The sequence below is a fragment of the Pseudomonas sp. JAI120 genome (assembly GCF_014207255.1).
In the GTDB taxonomy this organism is placed as follows: domain Bacteria; phylum Pseudomonadota; class Gammaproteobacteria; order Pseudomonadales; family Pseudomonadaceae; genus Aquipseudomonas.
Genome location: NZ_JACHCZ010000001.1, coordinates 2,025,634 through 2,045,520, shown reverse-complemented (window position 1 = coordinate 2,045,520; position 19,887 = coordinate 2,025,634). Strand labels below are relative to the sequence as shown.

Genomic DNA, 19,887 nt, shown 5'->3' with positions numbered 1-19,887 from the left:
GGTTTACTCGGCGGTATGAGCGTCGGCGGCGCAGGCAGGTTTGCCTGCTGCGTATTTAAGACTGGGGTCGACCAGCGCATCAAAGCGTTTGAGCGCTTCGGAGCCGATCAGCAGCGGATATTGGAAAGCGCTGCGGTCAGTCAAGTTCACTTCGATGCTGCGTAAAGCGGTGCCCATGCAGATATCCAGGGCAATCACGGGACGGGCGGTGTAGTTCTTGTCCTCATCGGGGTCGTAGTCGCCGGCGCGACGCTTGATCTTGCTGACGCGGGCCAGGGGACGTTCGATGGGATGGGAATGGGCGGTGTCGATGGCCAGGTAGAAGCGCACCCAGGATTCGCCGTTGCGCTTGAAGCGCTTGATGTCGCGGGCGCTGAGGGAGGCGGTCTTGGCGCCGGTGTCGAGCTTGGCGGCTACTTCCAGGTCGATGCCGGCCAATTGGGCGTATTCATTGAGGCCATACACAGTCTTCTCGGCGGCAGCGCCAAGGCTCGGCATGGACAATAGGCAAAACAGTAGGGGGAAGGGCTTGAGTCTCATAGATCCTGAGGCGGTGCAGTGCGATGTTCAATTCAAGGCGACTGGCATTGCTGCGCAAGCTCCCTTCGTGCGCCGTTTCATCAAGTGATGTCAGGCAAATGCGGCGGGCATTCTAACATGATGCTTTTTTGGCGCCAGCGCTGGCAGCCGGCCATGCCCTGAGGGCGTGCAGCCGGGATTATTAGACGATTGTCGACAATATCGATTTATTCTTTGACTGGTGGCGGTTTATTGGCTAGTTTTTGCCGCATTGCTTTCAAAGGTGTCGACAATATGCTGGGTCAATCAGAAGCTCCGATAATGGCGTCGGACGAATCCCAAACGATGTCCGAGAACGTCTTCCGACGCATTCAGGCCGCCATCGTCAAGGGTGAGATCGCTCCCGGCAGCAAGATTTCCGAGCCGGAACTGGCTCGCACCTACGGCATCAGCCGTGGCCCGCTGCGCGAGGCGATCCACCGCCTGGAAGGCCAGCGCCTGCTGGTGCGCGTACCTCATGTGGGCGCCCGGGTCGTGTCCTTGAGCCACGCCGAGCTGGTTGAACTGTATGAAATCCGCGAGTCCCTGGAAGGCATGGCCTGTCGCCTGGCCGCCGAGCGCATGACCGACGTGGAGATCGAAGAGCTGCGCCAGGTGTTGCACACCCATGAGCGCGACGCAGCGTTCCAGGCGGGTGTCGGCTACTACCAGCAAGAAGGCGACTTCGATTTTCATTACCGGATCATTCAAGGTGCGGGTAACCGCACGCTCACTCAAATGCTCTGCGGCGAGCTGTACCAGCTGGTGCGCATGTACCGCATCCAGTTCTCCGCCACCCCCAATCGTCCACGCCAGGCCTTTGCCGAGCATCACCGCATTCTTGATGCGATTGCCGATCGCGACGGTGAACTGGCCGAGTTGTTGATGCGCCGGCATATCGGTGCTTCCAAACGCAATATTGCCCGTCATTTCCCAGGCGGCGCCCCTGATAGAGGTGAGTCATGAGTTCGAACAACAAAAGCACACCCGGCCAGCGTTTCCGTGACGCGGTCGCCAGCGAGCACCCTTTGCAGGTGGTCGGCGCGATCAACGCCAACCACGCGTTGCTGGCCAAGCGCGCCGGCTTCAAGGCGATCTACCTGTCGGGCGGCGGGGTGGCGGCCGGTTCCCTCGGCGTGCCGGACCTGGGCATCACTGGCCTGGATGACGTACTCACCGACGTGCGCCGTATCACTGATGTCTGCGACCTGCCGCTGCTGGTGGACGTGGACACCGGTTTCGGTTCCTCGGCGTTCAACGTCGCGCGCACCGTCAAATCGATGATCAAGTTCGGTGCCGCCGCGATTCATATCGAAGACCAGGTCGGCGCCAAGCGCTGCGGCCATCGTCCGAACAAAGAGATCGTGTCCCAGCAGGAAATGGTCGACCGCATCAAGGCCGCCGTGGACGCGCGCACCGATGACAGCTTCGTGATCATGGCGCGTACCGATGCCCTGGCCGTCGAAGGCCTGGAGTCTGCCCTGGAGCGTGCCGCCGCCTGCATCGAAGCCGGCGCCGACATGGTGTTCCCGGAAGCCATCACTGAACTGGAGATGTACAAACTGTTCGCCGCCCGTGTGAAGGCGCCGATCCTGGCCAACATCACCGAGTTCGGCGCGACGCCGCTGTACACCACCGAACAGTTGAAATCTGCCGATGTTTCAATCGTGCTGTACCCGCTCTCGGCCTTCCGTGCCATGAACAAGGCCGCCGAGAACGTCTACACCGCGATCCGTCGCGACGGCACCCAACAGAACGTGATCGACACCATGCAAACCCGCATGGAGCTTTACGATCGCATCGATTACCACACCTTCGAGCAGAAGCTTGACGCGCTGTTCGCCGCGAAAAAGTGACGAACACGCCTCCCTGAATAACGACAAAATTGGAGAAAAACCATGGCTGAAGCAAAAGTATTGAGTGGTGCCGGCCTGCGTGGCCAGGTCGCCGGGCAGACCGCACTGTCCACCGTGGGCCAGGCTGGTGCCGGCTTGACCTACCGTGGCTACGATGTGCGCGAACTGGCGGCCGATGCGCAGTTTGAAGAAGTCGCTTATCTGCTGCTGTACGGCGAACTGCCGACCCAGGCCGAACTGGCCGCCTACAGCGCCAGGCTGAGCAAGCTGCGTGACCTGCCGCAAGCGCTGAAAGAAGTGCTCGAACGCATCCCCGCAGACGCCCACCCAATGGACGTGATGCGCACCGGTTGCTCGTTCCTCGGCAATATCGAGCCGGAAAAAGACTTCAGCGTGCAACGCGACGTGACTGACCGCCTGCTCGCCGCGTTCCCGGCGATCATGTGCTACTGGTACCGCTTCAGCCACGACGGCAAGCGCATCGACTGCGTGACCGACGAGCCGAGCATCGGCGGCCACTTCCTGCACCTGCTGCACGGCAAGAAGCCGAGCGAGCTGCATGAAAAAGTCATGAACGTGTCGTTGATCCTTTACGCCGAGCACGAGTTCAACGCCTCGACGTTCACCGCGCGGGTGTGTGCCTCGACATTGTCCGACCTGTATTCCTGCGTCACCGCCGCCATAGGCTCCCTGCGCGGCCCGCTGCACGGCGGCGCCAACGAAGCGGCGATGGAAATGATCGAGCGTTTCGGCTCGGCGGAGGAAGCCGTCGAAGGCACCCTCGGCATGCTGGCGCGCAAGGACAAGATCATGGGCTTCGGCCACGCCATCTATAAAGACAACGACCCGCGTAATGAAGTGATCAAGGGCTGGTCGAAAAAACTCGCTGACGAAGTGGGCGACACCGTGCTGTTCCCGGTCTCCGAAGCCATCGACAAGACCATGTGGGAACAGAAAAAACTGTTCCCCAACGCCGACTTCTACCATGCCTCGGCGTACCACTTCATGGGCATCCCGACCAAGCTGTTCACGCCGATCTTCGTCTGCTCGCGGCTTACAGGCTGGGCGGCCCACGTATTTGAGCAGCGTGCCAACAACCGCATCATCCGTCCAAGCGCCGAGTACACCGGCGTTGAACAGCGCAAGTTCGTGCCAATCGAACGTCGCTGAATGGGAATACCGACGATCCCGAAGTGGAAACCGGACCCAGTGTGGGAGGGGGCTTGCCCCCGATGGTGGTGTGTCATTCAAACCTATAGCAACTGATACACCGCCATCGGGAGCAAGCCCCCTCCCACATTTGAATCGCATTCCAGCCCCGGATCAGCCGGTTCCGTTTGCAATCACCGTGACCGAGTCCTGACGATGAACACTGAATTTCGCAAACCGCTCCCCGGCAGCCGCCTGGATTACTTCGATGCCCGCGCGGCCGTCGATGCAATCAGCCCCGGCGCCTACGCCACATTGCCCTACACCTCTCGTGTGCTCGCCGAGAACCTGGTGCGCCGCTGCGACCCGGCCACCCTCAATGCTTCCCTGAGCCAACTGATCGAACGCAAGCGCGACCTCGACTTCCCCTGGTTCCCGGCCCGCGTGGTGTGCCACGACATTCTCGGCCAGACCGCGCTGGTCGACCTCGCCGGCCTGCGTGACGCCATCGCGCTGCAAGGCGGCGACCCGGCCCAGGTCAACCCGGTGGTACCGACCCAGTTGATCGTCGACCACTCCCTGGCCGTCGAAGCCGGCGGTTTCGACCCGGACGCATTCGAGAAAAACCGCGCCATCGAAGACCGTCGCAACGAAGACCGCTTCCACTTTATCGAGTGGACCAAAAAGGCCTTCAAGAACGTCGATGTGATCCCGCCGGGCAACGGCATCATGCACCAGATCAACCTGGAGAAAATGTCCCCGGTGATCCAGGTGCGTGATGGTGTGGCCTTCCCGGATACCTGCGTCGGCACCGACAGCCACACCCCCCACGTCGATGCCCTGGGCGTGATCGCCATTGGCGTCGGCGGCCTCGAAGCCGAGAGCGTCATGCTTGGCCGCGCCTCGTGGATGCGCCTGCCGGAAAGCGTCGGCGTCGAACTGACCGGCAAGCTGCTGCCAGGCATCACTGCCACCGACATGGTGCTGGCCCTGACCGAGTTCCTGCGTCAACAGAAAGTGGTCGGTGCGTGGCTGGAGTTCTTTGGCGAGGGCGCCTCCAAACTGACCCTCGGTGACCGCGCGACTATCTCCAACATGGCCCCGGAATACGGCGCCACGGCGGCAATGTTTTATATCGACCAGCAGACCATCGCCTACCTGAAACTCACCGGCCGCGAAGACGAACAAGTCACCCTGGTCGAGCAATACGCCCGTCATACCGGCTTGTGGGCAGACGACCTTAAAGGTGCGCAGTACGAGCGTGGCCTCACCTTCGACCTGTCCAGTGTCGTGCGCAACATGGCTGGCCCGAGCAACCCGCACGCCCGCGTCGCCACCCGCGACCTGGCCGCCAAAGGCATCTCCGGCCAGTGGGATGAAGTGCCGGGGCAAATGCCCGACGGCGCAGTGATCATCGCCGCCATCACCAGTTGCACCAACACCAGTAACCCGCGCAACGTGATCGCCGCCGGGCTGCTGGCGCGTAACGCCAACAGGCTTGGGTTGACGCGCAAGCCGTGGGTCAAGTCGTCCCTGGCACCCGGTTCGAAAACCGTGGCCATGTACCTGGAAGAAGCCGGCCTCGGTCATGAGTTGGAAAAGCTCGGCTTTGGTGTGGTGGCGTTTGCCTGCACTACCTGCAACGGCATGTCCGGCGCGCTCGACCCGGTGATCCAGCAAGAGATCATCGACCGCGACCTGTACGCCACCGCCGTGCTCTCGGGTAACCGTAACTTCGACGGGCGTATTCACCCGTACGCCAAGCAGGCGTTCCTGGCTTCGCCGCCGCTGGTGGTGGCCTATGCCATTGCCGGCACCATCCGTTTCGACATCGAGAAGGACGTGCTCGGCTTCGACGCCGACGGCAAGGAAATCCGCCTGCAGGACATCTGGCCGAGCGATGAAGAAATCGACGCGGTGGTCAAGGCCTCGGTCAAGCCGGAGCAGTTCCGCGCGGTGTATATCCCGATGTTCGCGATTCACGAAGACACCGGCCCGAAAGTCGCGCCGCTGTACGACTGGCGCCCGCAGAGCACCTATATCCGCCGTCCACCGTACTGGGAAGGCGCGCTGGCCGGTGCGCGGCCGCTCAAGGGCATGCGCCCGCTGGCGGTGCTGCCGGACAACATCACCACCGATCACCTGTCGCCGTCCAACGCGATCATGCTCGACAGCGCCGCCGGCGAATACCTGGCGAAAATGGGCCTGCCGGAAGTCGACTTCAACTCCTACGCCACTCACCGTGGCGACCACCTGACCGCGCAGCGCGCGACGTTCGCCAACCCGAAACTGTTCAACGAAATGGTGCGGGAGAACGGCAAGGTCAAGCAGGGCTCCCTGGCGCGGATCGAACCGGAAGGCAAGGTCACGCGCATGTGGGAAGCCATCGAAACCTATATGGAACGCAAGCAGCCGCTGATCATCATTGCCGGCGCCGACTACGGCCAGGGCTCGTCCCGCGACTGGGCCGCCAAGGGCGTTCGTCTGGCGGGTGTGGAAGCGATTGCCGCCGAAGGTTTCGAGCGCATCCACCGCACCAACCTGGTAGGCATGGGCGTGTTGCCGCTGGAGTTCCTGCCGGGCACCGACCGTCACACCCTGCAGATTGAGGGCAGCGAAACCTACGACGTGATCGGCCAACGCACCCCGCGTGCGCAGCTGACGCTGGTGATCAATCGCAAGGATGGCGAACGTGTCGAGGTGCCGGTGACGTGCCGCCTGGACACCGCCGAAGAAGTGTCGATCTACGAGGCGGGCGGCGTGTTGCAACGTTTTGCCCAGGATTTCCTGGAATCGGCGACCACCGCCTGAAGAGGATGACCATGGCACACGCAGCGCAAATCAAGATCCCCGCCACCTATATGCGTGGCGGCACCAGCAAGGGCGTATTTTTCCGCCTCCAGGACCTGCCCGAGTCGGCGCAGGTGCCGGGAGCGGCGCGGGATGCCTTGCTGCTACGGGTGATCGGCAGCCCCGATCCCTACGACAAGCAAATCGACGGCATGGGCGGCGCCACATCGAGCACCAGCAAAACCGTAATTCTCGCCAAAAGCACTCGCGCCGATCACGACGTGGACTACCTGTTTGGCCAGGTCTCCATCGACAAACCCTTTGTCGACTGGAGTGGTAACTGCGGCAACCTGTCGGCGGCGGTGGGTTCGTTCGCCATCAGCGCCGGGCTGGTCGATGCGGCCCGCGTGCCCCGCAACGGTGTGGCCGTGGTGCGGGTGTGGCAGGCCAATATCGGCAAGACCATCATTGCCCACGTGCCGATCACCGACGGTGCGGTGCAGGAAACCGGCGACTTCGAACTGGACGGCGTGACCTTTTCGGCTGCCGAAGTGCAGCTGGAATTCATGGACCCGGCGGCGGAAGAAGAGGGCGGCGGCGGCTCGATGTTCCCCACCGGCAACCTGGTCGACGACCTCGAAGTGCCGGGTGTCGGCTCCTTCAAGGCCACGCTGATCAACGCTGGCATCCCGACGATTTTCATCAACGCCGAAGACCTCGGTTACACCGGCACCGAGCTGCAAGGCGCGATCAACAGCGACCCCAAGGCCCTGGCGATGTTCGAGACCGTACGGGCCTATGGCGCGTTGCGCATGGGGCTGATCAAACACCTCGACGAAGCCGCCCAGCGCCAGCACACGCCGAAGGTGGCGTTTGTGGCCAAGCCTGCGGATTACGTGGCGTCCAGCGGCAAGGCGATCAAGGCCGGCGATGTGGATTTGCTGGTGCGCGCCCTGTCCATGGGCAAGCTGCACCACGCGATGATGGGCACGGCGGCGGTGGCGATCGGCACGGCGGCGGCGATTTCCGGCACCTTGGTCAACCTCGCTGCAGGCGGCGTGGAGCGTAATGCCGTGCGCTTCGGGCATCCGTCCGGCACGTTGCGGGTGGGGGCTGAAGCCACCCAGGTGAACGGTGAATGGGTGGTGAAGAAAGCCATCATGAGCCGCAGTGCACGGGTGTTGATGGAGGGTTTCGTCCGCGTACCCGGCGACTCTTTCTAAAGTCCAACACCAATCCCCTGTGGGAGCGGGCAAGCTCCCTCCCACAGTCATAAACAGGCATTCAGACCTGCGAAACGATCAACCCTGACCCTGAGGATGCAGCAACCCTAACTCACTTTGGAGATCTGCCATGAGCACCAACGTCGACCAGAACAACCGCCCCGACTACGACCAGGTCCTGCAGGACATTGCCGACTACGTCCTCAACTACCACATCGACTCCCAAGCCGCCCTCGACACCGCCCGCAACTGCCTGATGGACACCCTCGGTTGCGGCCTGCTGGCCCTGCGTTTTCCCGAGTGCACCAAGCACCTGGGGCCGATTGTCGAGGGCACGGTGGTGCCGTTCGGCGCGCGGGTGCCGGGCACGTCGTTTCGCCTGGACCCGGTCAAGGCGGCCTGGGACATTGGCTGCATCGTGCGCTGGCTCGACTACAACGACACCTGGCTCGCTGCCGAATGGGGTCATCCCTCGGATAACCTTGGCGGCATCCTTGCCGTGGCGGATCACCTGTCGCAAAAGCGCGTGGCCAATGGCGATGCGCCGTTGACCGTGCGCGCGGTGTTGGAGGCAATGATCATGGCCCACGAAATCCAGGGGGTGATTGCCCTGGAAAACTCGTTCAACCGCGTCGGCCTCGACCATGTGCTGTTGGTGAAAGTCGCCTCCACGGCGGTCACTGCCAAGTTGATGGGCGCCAACCGCGAACAGCTGCTGTCGGCTCTGTCTCACGCCTTCGTCGATGGCCAGGCCTTGCGCACTTACCGGCACGCGCCGAATGCCGGCTCGCGCAAATCCTGGGCGGCGGGGGATGCGTCGAGTCGCGGCGTACGCCTGGCGGACATCGCCCTGCGCGGCGAAATGGGCATCCCCGGTGTGCTGAGCGCGCCGCAATGGGGCTTCTACGATGTGCTGTTCAGCCACACCAATAACGACCTGGCGCTCAAGCCCGAGGACAAGCGTGCGTTCAGCCTGTCCCAGCCTTACGGCACCTATGTGATGGAAAACGTGCTGTTCAAGATCAGCTTCCCCGCTGAGTTCCATGCGCAAACCGCCTGTGAAGCCGCGGTGACCTTGCATCCGTTGGTCAAGGATCGCCTGCACGACATCGAGCGCATCGTGATCACCACCCATGAGTCGGCGATTCGCATCATCTCCAAGGTCGGGCCACTGGCCAACGCTGCCGACCGCGACCATTGCCTGCAATACATGACCGCCGTGCCCCTGGCATTCGGCAACCTGGTGGCCGAGCAGTACGAGGATGAGTTTCACGCCGCTCACCCGATCCTCGATGAACTGCGCGACAAGATGGTCATCGTCGAGGACCCGCGTTACAGCCGTGAATACCTGGAAGCCGACAAGCGTTCCATCGCCAATGCGGTGCAGGTGTTCTTCAAGGATGGCTCCAGCACCGGGCAAGTGGCGGTGGAATACCCGATCGGCCATCGCCGTCGTCGGGTGGAGGGCATTCCGATGCTGGAAGACAAGTTCAAGGCCAACCTGGCCACGCGGTTTACCGCGCAACGCAGTGCCGAAATCTTTGCGTTGTGCACGGACCAGGCGAAGCTCGAGGCCACGCCGGTCAATCGTTTTGTGGACCTGTTCGTGCTCTAGCAGGATGCGCCGAGCTTAACCTGTGGGAGGGGGCAAGCTGCCTCCCACAGTTGGAACCCCGCTCACTCAAACCGCAGGATCACCCGGCGGTTGTGCTTGCTCTTCTTCTCGATCTTCTCGCAGAACACCCGGCCGATTTCCTCGGTGTTGAGCACATGGGTACCACCGCATGGCTGGATATCGATCCCGCCGATTTCAATCACCCGTACCGAGCCCTGGATCACCGGCGGCGCAACCGCCTGGGTACGGGTGATCTGCAGCAGGGTGGCGTACTCCGAAGCAGGCATCGACAGGGTTTTGACCTCGTGGGCCTGTTCGATCAGCGCGTTGAGGTCACGGGTGATGCTGTCCTTGTCGAGGGTCATTTCCGGCAGGTCGAAATCCAGGCGACCTTTGTCGGCACTGATGCTGCAACCGGTCACTGGTGCATCGATGAGCGAACACAGCAGGTGCAGGCAGGTGTGCATTTTCATGTGCTGGTAGCGCCGCTCCCAATCCAGGCCGGCGTCCACCAGTACCCCGGCGATCAGTTGCTCGGGGCAGTGTTCCACCTGGTGCCAGATGATCGAACGCAGCACCGGGTCGCGCACCGTGCCGGTCACTTCGACCCGCGTACCGTCCGCCAGGGTCAAGTGGCCGGTATCGCCGGGTTGGCCGCCACCCGTGGGGTAGAACAGGGTGTGCTCCAGGGCGATGCCATGTTCGCTGACGGCAATCACCCGGGCGCTGAATGCGTTCTGGTAGGGCGCGCTGTCAAACAGCGCCAGGGTTTCCATGGTGTGCACGGACATGTTCAACCTCCGACGATCAGTGGGCTGGCTTGCAGCAGGTGGCGCACCATCGCGCTCAAGCCAGGGGGGGAGAGCAGGGTGATTTCGAATTCCGGCCCGCAGACTTTCAGGTTCAGCGGCAGGCGCGGCAGGTAGTTGCCGGATTCGAGGCGGTGCAGCCTGAATTGCAGGTGGTGACGCTCCTTCACCGTCGGCTCCAGCATCAAGCCTTGCAACGGGTGAAAGTCGGCGTCCAGCACCGTGACCTTGTGGCTGGTATTGACCTCGCCGACCACGTGCAGGCGCTCATCGAGGGCGAAGGCCCCGAGATAGTTACTGTGGTCCGATTCATCGTTTTTTTGCAGCTGGATCTGGTTCACCACCTTCACCTTGGTGCCGGCGGGTACGTCCTGGGTGATCACACAGGAGGGGCTGATAAACACGTTGTCGCCGATCAGCACATAGCCCAGCACGCGGGCGCCGGAGCCGACCTCGACGTTGTTGCCCAGACGCGGATGGCGCTTGCCATCGGGGTTGTTGGCGATGCCGCGGGCACCCAGGGTCACGCCGCAGAGGATGTAGCAGTTGTTGCCGATCTCGCAGGTTTCGCCGATCACCGTGCCGTAGCCGTGGTCGAGGACAAAGCGCCGGCCGATACGCGCCGCCGGGTGGATTTCGGCCCCGGACAGGACTTTGCCCTGGTTGCTCAGCTTGAGGGCGATGCGTGAAAACACGCCGTTGGTCTGGTCGGGGAAATTCCACACCAGGTGCGCAAGCCGGTAATAGAGCACGGCCTTGAACGAGGCGTAGGACTCCAGGATCAGTTCGCCGCGCCCACGGGACGCCGGGTCGCGATAGGCGTAGGCGATCAAGTCCTCGGCCACCGCCTGGGCAGCATTCTGGATCAGTGGCGCGAGGTGCGGCTCCAGTTGTTTCATCTGCATGGGGGTGAGGGTCTTGACGAGCTGGGTGAGCAACTCATCGTGCAACTGTTGCATGTCGATAAAGCCGCCCATGGAGGCATCCCCGCATTCTGGCTGGTTGGAAGCCCCGTCATTCGAAACTGGGCAGGTAGCTGTCGGCATTGTCGTAGACCATGGTCAATACCACCGTTTCGGGCGGCAATTCGGGGGCGAGCCTGGCGATGGCGACCATGTTGGCGGCCGAGGACAGGCCCAGGCTGATGGCGTCGGTGCGCATGATGCGTTTCATCATGTCGATGCACTCCTGGCGCGAGACCTTGAGCATGCCGTCGAGCACCTCCAGGTTGAGGATGCTCGGGATCAGGCCGATCGACAGGCCCTGGATATGGTGCGGCGCGTGCTGGTTTTTCAGCAGGTCGCATTCTTCCGGCTCTACGCCCATCACGCGCAGGGCGGGCCAGGCGGCTTTCAGGGTCTCGCCGATGCCGGTGATGTGGCCACCGGTGCCGATGCCGCTGACGAAATAGTCAACACGGCGATCACCAAAGGCGCGGAGGATTTCCGGCGCGGTGGTGTCGCGGTGGGTTTGCGGGTTGGCGCGGTTGCGTTGCTGGTTGAGCATCACGTAGCTGGGGTTTTCCAGCTGCAGCTCCATGCATTTTTCGCCGTGGGAGTTGTTGCCCAGGCGGCTGTCGGAGAGCACCACCTTGGCGCCGTACAGGCGCAGCAGCTTCTGTTTTTCGGGGCTGTAGTTGTCCGGGATCACCAGCACCACCTTGTAGCCCAGCACATTGCCGGCCATCACCAGGCCGATGCCGGTATTGCCGCCGCTGGGTTCGATGATGGTTTGCCCGGAATCACGGATCAGCACGCCGCGCCGCTCGGCGTCGAGGATCATGCCCAGGGCGATGCGTGCCTTGTGGCTGCCGCCAGGGTTGAGGGATTCGAGCTTGGCGTAGACCTCAATGCCAAGGTCTTCGGAAAACTGCGCCAGGCGGACGATCGGCGTGTGGCCGATGGCGTCGAGAATAGAGTTATGCAACATCATTCAGTCCTCGGCTCAATACAGCGGCATGTCGGGTTCGACGTCGCGAACCCAGTGCTTCATGCCGCCCTGCAGAACTTTGGTGTTGGCGAATCCGGCCGCCAGCAATGTGCTGGCCGCCTGCTCGGCGCGGGTGCCGGCGTAGCAGATCAGGTAATGGGTGTTGTCACGGCTGAGGCGCCCGAGTTGGCCATCCAGCTCGGCCAGGGGGATATGCACCACCCCCGGTAACTTGCACACCTCCAGTTCGCTGGCGTCGCGCACATCCAGCAGCACGTCGGCGCTGCTGGGGTGTTCGAGTACCTGCTTGAGTACGCGTGGCTTGATGTAGCGCTCTTCGGCCAGGGACGGTTGGCTGGGCACGGCGTCCGCACAGACGGCTGGCGCCCGGGTTTCGCTGTGTCGCAGGTCGGAGCAGCACGGGCAGTCGGCACGACGCTTGAAACGGATTTCGCTGAACTTCATGGCCAGTGCATCGAAGCGCATCAGGCGGCCGGACAGGGGCTCGCCAATGCCGATCAACAGTTTGATCGCCTCGGTGGCCTGGATCATCCCGACTACCCCGGGAAGCACGCCGATCACACCACCGGCGCTGCAATTGGGCGCCAGTTCTACGGGCGGTGCGCTGGGGAACAGGCAGCGGTAGCACGGCCCGCCTTGGTAGTTGAGCACGCTGATCTGCCCGTCGAAACGGTAGATGGCGCCGTACACCAGGGGTTTGCCCAGTTGCACGCAGGCGTCGTTGACCAAGTAGCGGGTATCGAAATTGTCGGTGCCGTCGATCACCAGGTCATAGGCGCCCACCAGTTCCAGGGCGTTATCGGCGTTCAACGCGGTGTTGTGGGCGTTGATCTGGATATGGCGGTTGAGGTCCTGCAAGCGCTGCTTGGCCGACTCGACCTTGGGCATGCCCAGGGTGCTGTTGCCGTGGACGATCTGGCGTTGCAGGTTGCTGCTTTCCACTACGTCGAAATCCACCAGTCCCAGGGTACCGACACCGGCCGCCGCCAGGTACAGGCTGATGGGCGAGCCCAGGCCGCCGGTGCCGATGATCAGGACCTTGGCGTTCTTGAGGTTCAACTGGCCTTCGCGGCCGACGCCGGGCAGGGTGATATGGCGCACATAACGTTGCACTTCCTCGTTGCTGAGGCTGTCGACGTCCATACCGCCGGAGGTGGCGAGCAGCACTTCGATGCGGGCTTTTTCCGGCAGCCGGTCGTCGGCGCTGATCAGCTCTTCCTCGGCGGTGAACAGGAAGTGTTCCTTGAGCTGGTTGTTCTTTTCGTGAAACAGATGGGCGCGCAACTGCGGGTGGCTGCTGCATAGGTTTTCAATGACTTCGCGCAATGTCGATCCGGCGCCCTCGAGGGTCGATTCCGGCAGCTTGGCCACGCGAACCAGAATGTCGGGGAAAGAGACAGCGTTCATGGACAACTCCGTGTGCAGGTCGTTGAAGGGGGTTAGGGCGAAATGCTTGCCATCCCAGGCAAACAGTTTTGAACCCAGGGCCTGGCCCTGGCGAACGTCGACCACCAGGTAACTGACGGGGTAGATCGGCTCGCCCATGAACAGGGCCTTGTCCTGGTCTTCATCGCTGAAATAGGCGCCGACATCCGGGTGGGAGTGGTAGATCACCACCACCGGGTTGTCGCTGCGAAACGCCTTGTTCAGCAGCAGGGTGTCGGCCACCGAGAAGGTGTAGCCATTGGCCGCGCTGCGCGGGTACATCTCGGGGTTCTTGCGGTGCAGTTCGTTCTGGATGTTTTTGCCCAGGTATACGCTGCCGTCGGCGAAGACGAAGCCGCAGCATTCTTCGGGGTAGCAGCGGCTGGCGTGGGCGTAGATCTGTTCCAGGGCTTTGGGGCGGAGGACGTCCATGTTTCTCTCGCGTTGATGGAGGGTCAATTTTTCTTGGCCAGGAGTTTTTCAACGGGCAACTTGGTGATCGCAAAGCCGGCCAGCAGGATGGCCGAATACAGCATCAGGTCGCGGGAAATCGCCACGCCTTCGTACCAGGCACCGATGATCACCGCGAACACCGGGAAGATGATGAACACGAATGACAGGATGATCGGGCTCAAGCGCTTGAGCAGCATGAAATACACGATGAACCCTCCCACCGAGGCCACCAGCCCCAGGTAGAACAGCGCGCTCCAGGAGCGCAGGGTGATGTTTTCGAAGGTCGGCGTTTCAAACCACAACCCGGCCACGAACAGCATCAGCCCGGCAATGCCGATGGGCAGGGTGTTGTAGGTGATCACGCTGATGGCGCTGCCTTTCTGCTTGGTAATCACGTAGCACAAGGCATGCATGATCGCGGCAGTCAGAATTGCGAGCACCCCGAAGAACTCGGCGTGGTCCAGGTGCAGGCCTTGGCTCCTGATGATCATGTAGAGGCTGCCGAAACCGATACCGATGCCGACCACCTGTGAAAAGTAGATGCGCTCGCGCAGGAACAACGCGGAGAAAATCAGGATAAACACCGGCATGCAACTGAACAGCAGGGCGGTGAGGCCGGATGACACATGCATCTCGCCGTAGTTGAGCAGGTAGTAGGGCACGCTGAAGTAGGACAGGGTCACGAACACGAAGAACCAGCGGCTCTCGCGCGGAAACAGGATGGGTTCGCGGCGCACCATGGCGAAACACAGGAACAGCGGGAAGGCGATCAGGAAGCGCAGGCCGGCGGACGTCAGCGGCGGCACGCTCTCAACGGCGATTTTGATCCCCAGCCACGTGGTGCCCCAGCTCAGGCACACGATCAGGAACATCACACTGGTCACCAGCCCGGCCAGCCACTGTTTTTGCGTTTTGGTTTTGGCGGTGTTTTCGAGAACGGCGGACATTGGCATCGTTTATTGCTTCCCTGAGCCTGAATTGAACTCTATATTGAGCTTGTAATGAGTTGTAAAATTCGGCGATTGAACCCGTAAAAGCACACTATTAGGGCGAAAGATGGCTGTCAAAACAAATATTGACATGGTGTCAATTATGCGTGAGGGGTTGTCCAACGGGCAGGGCGTGAAGTACAAGCGCCTGTCCGATGTCATGGAACGGGGCATCCTCGAAGGCTTGATTGAACCGGGACGAAAACTGCCGCCTCATCGGGTGCTTTCCGACAATCTTGGGGTGACCATCGGCACCATCAGCCGGGCCTACGGTGAGCTGGAGCGTCTGGGTTTGGTGGTAGCGCGAGTGGGTGACGGCACGTTCGTACGCAAGCGTGGGATGGAGCGCCAGCGTGATGAAGGCTTTCGTAACTTCAGCGAGGAGCCGCGCCAGTACTTCGACATGAGCCGCAACATGCATATTCCGGGTCAGGAAACCACCTTCCTGGCACAGAGCTTCCAAACCCTCTCGACCAACGCCAAGTTCCTCCAGGACATCAGTGCCTACACCCCGGACGCCGGCCTGCCGCGTTATCGCGATGCGGGCGCGCAGTGGCTGGTGCAGCGTGATTTTCATCCGATCCCCGAGCAGGTGATCTGCGTCAACGGCGGCCAGCATGGCCTGCTGTGCGCGATGATGGCCCTGCTGCGCGCCGGCGATACGGTGGTCACCGAACAATTGACTTACCCGGGGCTGATCACCGCCGCGCGCATGTTGGGTATCCGCTTGATCGGCCTGGAGATGGACGAAGAAGGCGTGCTGCCGAGCGCGCTGGATGAAGTCTGTCGTAATCACCGGGTTTCAGCGTTGTATTGCACGCCGACCATCCAGAACCCGACCACGGCGGTGTTATCCGTGGCGCGGCGCGAAGCTTTGGTGAAGGTGTGCCGGGAACATAATCTGCTGATTCTTGAGGACGAAGCCCACGGCGTATTGGTTGAAGACCGTCCACCGCCCCTCAGCCATTTCGCTCCCGAACGTACGATTTTGATCAGCAGCCTGAGCAAGGCCGTGTCTGCCGGGCTGCGTGTGGGGTATGTGCATGCGCCCCCGGCGCTGGTCAGCCGTATCTCGGCGGCCTTGCGCTCCACCTGCTGGATGGCCACGCCGGTGACCCTGGAACTGGCGACGCAGTGGATTGAAAACGGCACGGCTGAATACCTGCTGCGCCAGCAGATCAACGAGATCAGCCGACGCAAAACCTTGGTGCAGGACTTGTTGGCCGGTCTGGCGTACCGCACTCACCTGAACAGCCCGCACTTCTGGATCGAAGTGCCGGAGCCCTGGCGCGCGTCGGAAATCGAGGCGGAGCTCAAGCAGAATAATTACCTGATCGCCACCGCCGAGGCGTTTGCCGTAGGGCAGACGGCGGTGCCGCAGTTCATTCGGGCGAGTATCTGCAATACGTCTGGGGATGATCAGCTGTTGCGGGCGGGGTTTGATGCGTTGGCGACGGCGTTGGGGCAGGGGGGAGGGCGGTTTCACCTATAGCGATTGGACGTCCATGCTGTGAGCAGGCTTGTTGTGGCAAGCAAGTCAGTTAAGGAGGAACACTGTAACTGTGGCGAGCGGGACAAGCCCGCTCGCCACAGTAAAACAGAGTATCAAGGTGTTATTTGAAGCGCCGTTCCACACCTTTCTCCACCAGAATCTTCGCCGAAATCTCTTCCACCGAAAAATGCGTGGAATTGATGTGCGCAATATTCTCGCGACGGAACAGATTTTCTACTTCGCGCACTTCGAATTCGCACTGGGCATAGCTGGAGTAGCGGCTGTTGGGCTTGCGCTCGTTGCGGATGGCGGTGAGACGGTCCGGGTCGATGGTCAGGCCAAACAGCTTGTGCGAATGGGCGCGCAGCGCCGCAGGCAGCGTCAGGTGCTCCATGTCGTCTTCGGTCAGCGGGTAGTTGGCCGCACGGATGCCGAATTGCATGGCCATGTACAGACAGGTGGGCGTTTTGCCGCAGCGTGACACGCCGACCAGGATCAGGTCGGCCTTGTCGTAGTAGTGGGTGCGAGCGCCGTCGTCGTTGTCGAGGGCGAAGTTCACCGCCTCGATACGCTCCATATAATTGGAGTTATGCCCAATGGAATGGGACTTTCCGACCGAATAGGAGGAGTGTTCGCTCAACTCCTGCTCCAGCGGCGCCAGGAACGTCGAGAAAATGTCGATCATGAAACCATTCGACGTTGCGAGAATCTCACGGATGTCTTGATTGACGATGGTGTCAAAAATGATCGGCCGAAAGCCGTCTTTTTCAGCCGCCAGATTGATTTGTTGTACCATAGCCCGCGCTTTATCCACGCTGTCGATATAGGGCCGTGTGAATTTGGCGAACGTAACGTTTTCGAACTGCGCGAGCAGGCTTTGACCCAGGGTTTCGGCTGTAATGCCGGTGCCGTCGGAGATAAAGAAAGCAGATCGTTTCATTTGAGCCCTGGGCCTTAAGCTGATGACGAATCTTGGATATGATAGGCGCGATTTTGCCGCCCCATAGTGGGCCGCATTCTCACTTATTTTCCAGGTCCAGGCCACAAACGCGGGTAATCGCTCCTACGAGCAGCCGGCGTCCTGAGCTTTTCCAACACAGTTAGTGGAGAGATCACCTTGGTAGAGTACGTAGTTTCCCTCGATAAGCTCGGCGTCCATGATGTAGAGCACGTAGGGGGCAAGAACGCATCCCTCGGCGAGATGATCAGTAATCTTGCAGGCGCTGGTGTGTCGGTGCCCGGTGGTTTCGCCACCACGGCCCAGGCTTACCGTGATTTCCTCGAACTGAGCGGCCTCAACGCTCAGATCCACGCCGCGCTGGACGCCCTGGACGTCGACGACGTTAACGCCCTGGCCAAGACCGGTGCCCAGATCCGCCAATGGATCATGGAAGCCGAGTTCCCTGAGAAACTCAACGAAGAAATCCGCACCGCCTTCGCCACATTGTCGGCGGGCAACCCTGACATGGCCGTTGCCGTGCGCTCCTCGGCCACCGCCGAAGACTTGCCGGATGCTTCTTTCGCGGGTCAGCAAGAGACCTTCCTGAACATCCGCGGCGTGGAAAACGTGATCCGCGCAGCCAAGGAAGTGTTTGCCTCGCTGTTCAATGACCGCGCCATTTCCTACCGCGTGCACCAGGGTTTCGACCACAAGCTGGTGGCCCTGTCTGCCGGTGTGCAGCGCATGGTGCGTTCGGAAACCGGCACCGCCGGCGTGATGTTCACCCTGGACACCGAGTCGGGCTTCCGTGACGTGGTGTTTATCACCGGCGCCTACGGCCTGGGCGAAACCGTTGTACAAGGCGCGGTCAACCCCGACGAATTCTACGTACACAAACACACCCTTGAAGCCGGCCGCCCGGCCATCCTGCGCCGCAACCTGGGCAGCAAGGCGATCAAGATGATCTACGGCGACGAGGCCAAGGCCGGTCGTTCGGTGAAAACCGTGGACGTCGACAAGGCCGAGCGCGCGCGCTTCTGCCTGAGCGACGCAGAAGTCAGCGAATTGGCCAAGCAAGCGATGATCATCGAAAAGCACTACAAGTGCCCGATGGACATCGAATGGGCCAAGGACGGGGACGACGGCAAGCTGTACATCGTGCAGGCCCGCCCGGAAACCGTGAAGAGCCGTACCTCGGCCAACGTCATGGAACGCTACCTGCTCAAGGAAACCGGCACCGTGCTGGTGGAAGGCCGTGCCATCGGCCAGCGCATCGGCGCCGGCAAGGTGCGGATCATCAAGGACGTGTCCGAGATGGACAAAGTCCAGCCCGGTGACGTGCTGGTTTCCGACATGACCGACCCGGACTGGGAACCGGTGATGAAGCGTGCCAGCGCCATCGTCACCAACCGTGGCGGGCGTACCTGCCACGCGGCGATCATCGCCCGCGAACTGGGGATCCCGGCAGTGGTCGGTTGCGGCAACGCCACCCAACTGCTCAAGGACGGCCAGGGCGTGACTGTGTCCTGCGCCGAAGGCGACACCGGCTTCATCTTTGAAGGCGAACTGGGCTTCGACATCAAGCAAAACTCCATCGACGCGATGCCCGACCTGCCGTTCAAGATCATGATGAACGTCGGCAACCCGGACCGTGCCTTCGACTTCGCGCAGTTGCCGAACGCCGGTGTGGGCCTGGCCCGTCTGGAGTTCATCATCAACCGCATGATCGGCGTGCACCCCAAGGCCCTGTTGAACTACGACGGCCTGCCGCTGGACATCAAGGAAAGCGTGGACAAGCGCATCGCCGGCTACAACGACCCGGTGGGCTTCTACGTCGAGAAGCTGGTGGAAGGCATCAGCACCCTGGCGGCGGCGTTCTACCCGAAAAAGGTCATCGTGCGCCTGTCGGACTTCAAGTCCAACGAATACGCCAACCTGATCGGCGGCAAGCTCTACGAGCCGGAAGAAGAAAACCCGATGCTGGGCTTCCGTGGCGCCTCGCGTTACATCAGCGAAGCGTTCCGTGACTGCTTCGAGCTCGAATGCCGCGCCCTCAAGCGTGTGCGCAACGAGATGGGCCTGACCAACGTCGAGATCATGGTGCCGTTCGTACGTACCCTGGGCGAGGCGAGCCAAGTGGTCGACCTGCTGGCCGAAAACGGCCTGTCCCGCGGCGAAAACGGCCTGCGCGTGATCATGATGTGCGAACTGCCGTCCAACGCCATCCTGGCCGAGGAGTTCCTGGAGTTCTTCGACGGTTTCTCCATCGGTTCCAACGACCTGACCCAGCTCACCCTGGGCCTGGACCGCGATTCCGGGATCATCGCTCACCTGTTCGACGAGCGTAACCCTGCGGTCAAGAAGCTGCTGGCCAACGCCATCCAGGCGTGCAACAAGGCCGGCAAGTACATCGGTATCTGCGGCCAAGGCCCTTCCGATCACCCGGACCTGGCCAAATGGCTGATGGAGCAGGGTATCGAAAGCGTCTCGCTTAACCCCGATTCCGTGCTGGAAACCTGGTTCTTCCTGGCGGAAGGCCAAGCGTCCGCCTAAGGTCGTGATGTCAAAAGTGCCGGTCCCCCGTCGAGGGTGACCGGCATTCTTATCTGTGCAGGGCGGAAATCCTTCCGGACGCCGC

Annotated in this window: 15 protein-coding genes; 8 read left to right on the top strand and 7 right to left on the bottom strand. The window is 61.6% G+C overall.

Annotated features, from left to right (window positions below; all coding sequences use genetic code 11):
• Positions 1-3 precede the first annotated feature (3 nt).
• Positions 4-540, bottom strand: a complete 537-nt coding sequence (locus HDC32_RS09605) for an ATP-dependent zinc protease (protein ID WP_065924789.1) — start codon at positions 538-540, stop codon at positions 4-6.
• A 273-nt stretch (positions 541-813) separates the two neighbouring features.
• Here HDC32_RS09605 and HDC32_RS09600 point away from each other — a divergent pair, with 273 nt between their 5' ends.
• From HDC32_RS09600 to prpD, 6 genes are all read left to right on the top strand, one after another.
• Positions 814-1,524 (top strand): GntR family transcriptional regulator, encoded by a 711-nt coding sequence (locus HDC32_RS09600; RefSeq protein WP_131699699.1) that lies wholly within the window; start codon positions 814-816, stop codon positions 1,522-1,524.
• Positions 1,521-2,414, top strand: a complete 894-nt coding sequence (gene prpB / locus HDC32_RS09595) for a methylisocitrate lyase (RefSeq protein ID WP_027603670.1) — start codon at positions 1,521-1,523, stop codon at positions 2,412-2,414. The genes HDC32_RS09600 and prpB overlap by 4 nt, the downstream gene beginning before the upstream one ends.
• A gap of 42 nt (positions 2,415-2,456) precedes the next feature.
• On the top strand, positions 2,457-3,584 hold the full coding sequence (prpC, locus tag HDC32_RS09590) for a 2-methylcitrate synthase (protein ID WP_131699698.1): 1,128 nt from the start codon (positions 2,457-2,459) through the stop codon (positions 3,582-3,584).
• 195 nt (positions 3,585-3,779) lie between these two features.
• Positions 3,780-6,374 carry a Fe/S-dependent 2-methylisocitrate dehydratase AcnD gene (gene acnD, locus HDC32_RS09585; RefSeq protein WP_184743683.1) on the top strand — a complete coding sequence of 865 codons (2,595 nt, stop codon included), beginning with the start codon at positions 3,780-3,782 and terminating at the stop codon, positions 6,372-6,374.
• An 11-nt stretch (positions 6,375-6,385) separates the two neighbouring features.
• Positions 6,386-7,576, top strand: coding sequence for a 2-methylaconitate cis-trans isomerase PrpF (gene prpF / locus HDC32_RS09580; RefSeq protein WP_184743680.1), 1,191 nt, complete (start codon positions 6,386-6,388; stop codon positions 7,574-7,576).
• 130 nt (positions 7,577-7,706) lie between these two features.
• Complete coding sequence (prpD, locus tag HDC32_RS09575) at positions 7,707-9,191, top strand: 2-methylcitrate dehydratase (RefSeq protein ID WP_184743677.1); 1,485 nt, start codon at positions 7,707-7,709, stop codon at positions 9,189-9,191.
• Between the two features lie 62 nt (positions 9,192-9,253).
• Here the strand turns inward: prpD and HDC32_RS09570 are convergent, their stop codons facing one another.
• From HDC32_RS09570 to HDC32_RS09550, 5 genes are read right to left on the bottom strand one after another with little or no spacing between them, the layout of a single operon-like run.
• The gene (locus HDC32_RS09570) at positions 9,254-9,982 is read right to left on the bottom strand and encodes an alanyl-tRNA editing protein (protein WP_184743674.1); all 729 of its coding nucleotides are present in this window, start codon (positions 9,980-9,982) and stop codon (positions 9,254-9,256) included.
• A gap of 2 nt (positions 9,983-9,984) precedes the next feature.
• Positions 9,985-10,977 (bottom strand): serine O-acetyltransferase, encoded by a 993-nt coding sequence (locus HDC32_RS09565; RefSeq protein ID WP_184743671.1) that lies wholly within the window; start codon positions 10,975-10,977, stop codon positions 9,985-9,987.
• Between the two features lie 37 nt (positions 10,978-11,014).
• Positions 11,015-11,929, bottom strand: a complete 915-nt coding sequence (locus HDC32_RS09560) for a PLP-dependent cysteine synthase family protein (RefSeq protein ID WP_184743668.1) — start codon at positions 11,927-11,929, stop codon at positions 11,015-11,017.
• Between the two features lie 15 nt (positions 11,930-11,944).
• On the bottom strand, positions 11,945-13,807 hold the full coding sequence (moeB, locus tag HDC32_RS09555; RefSeq protein WP_184743666.1) for a molybdopterin-synthase adenylyltransferase MoeB: 1,863 nt from the start codon (positions 13,805-13,807) through the stop codon (positions 11,945-11,947).
• Between the two features lie 23 nt (positions 13,808-13,830).
• Positions 13,831-14,724 (bottom strand): DMT family transporter, encoded by an 894-nt coding sequence (locus HDC32_RS09550; protein WP_167361139.1) that lies wholly within the window; start codon positions 14,722-14,724, stop codon positions 13,831-13,833.
• A 160-nt stretch (positions 14,725-14,884) separates the two neighbouring features.
• On the opposite strand from HDC32_RS09550, the gene HDC32_RS09545 reads away from it, so the two are divergent.
• Complete coding sequence (locus HDC32_RS09545) at positions 14,885-16,309, top strand: PLP-dependent aminotransferase family protein (RefSeq protein ID WP_027603680.1); 1,425 nt, start codon at positions 14,885-14,887, stop codon at positions 16,307-16,309.
• Positions 16,310-16,430: 121 nt separating this feature from the next.
• Here HDC32_RS09545 and HDC32_RS09540 read toward each other — a convergent pair whose 3' ends face one another.
• Complete coding sequence (locus tag HDC32_RS09540) at positions 16,431-17,249, bottom strand: pyruvate, water dikinase regulatory protein (protein WP_003175525.1); 819 nt, start codon at positions 17,247-17,249, stop codon at positions 16,431-16,433.
• Between the two features lie 177 nt (positions 17,250-17,426).
• Between HDC32_RS09540 and ppsA the strand changes: the two genes are divergently transcribed.
• Positions 17,427-19,802 carry a phosphoenolpyruvate synthase gene (gene ppsA / locus HDC32_RS09535; RefSeq protein ID WP_131699689.1) on the top strand — a complete coding sequence of 792 codons (2,376 nt, stop codon included), beginning with the start codon at positions 17,427-17,429 and terminating at the stop codon, positions 19,800-19,802.
• Positions 19,803-19,887: the final 85 nt, after the last annotated feature.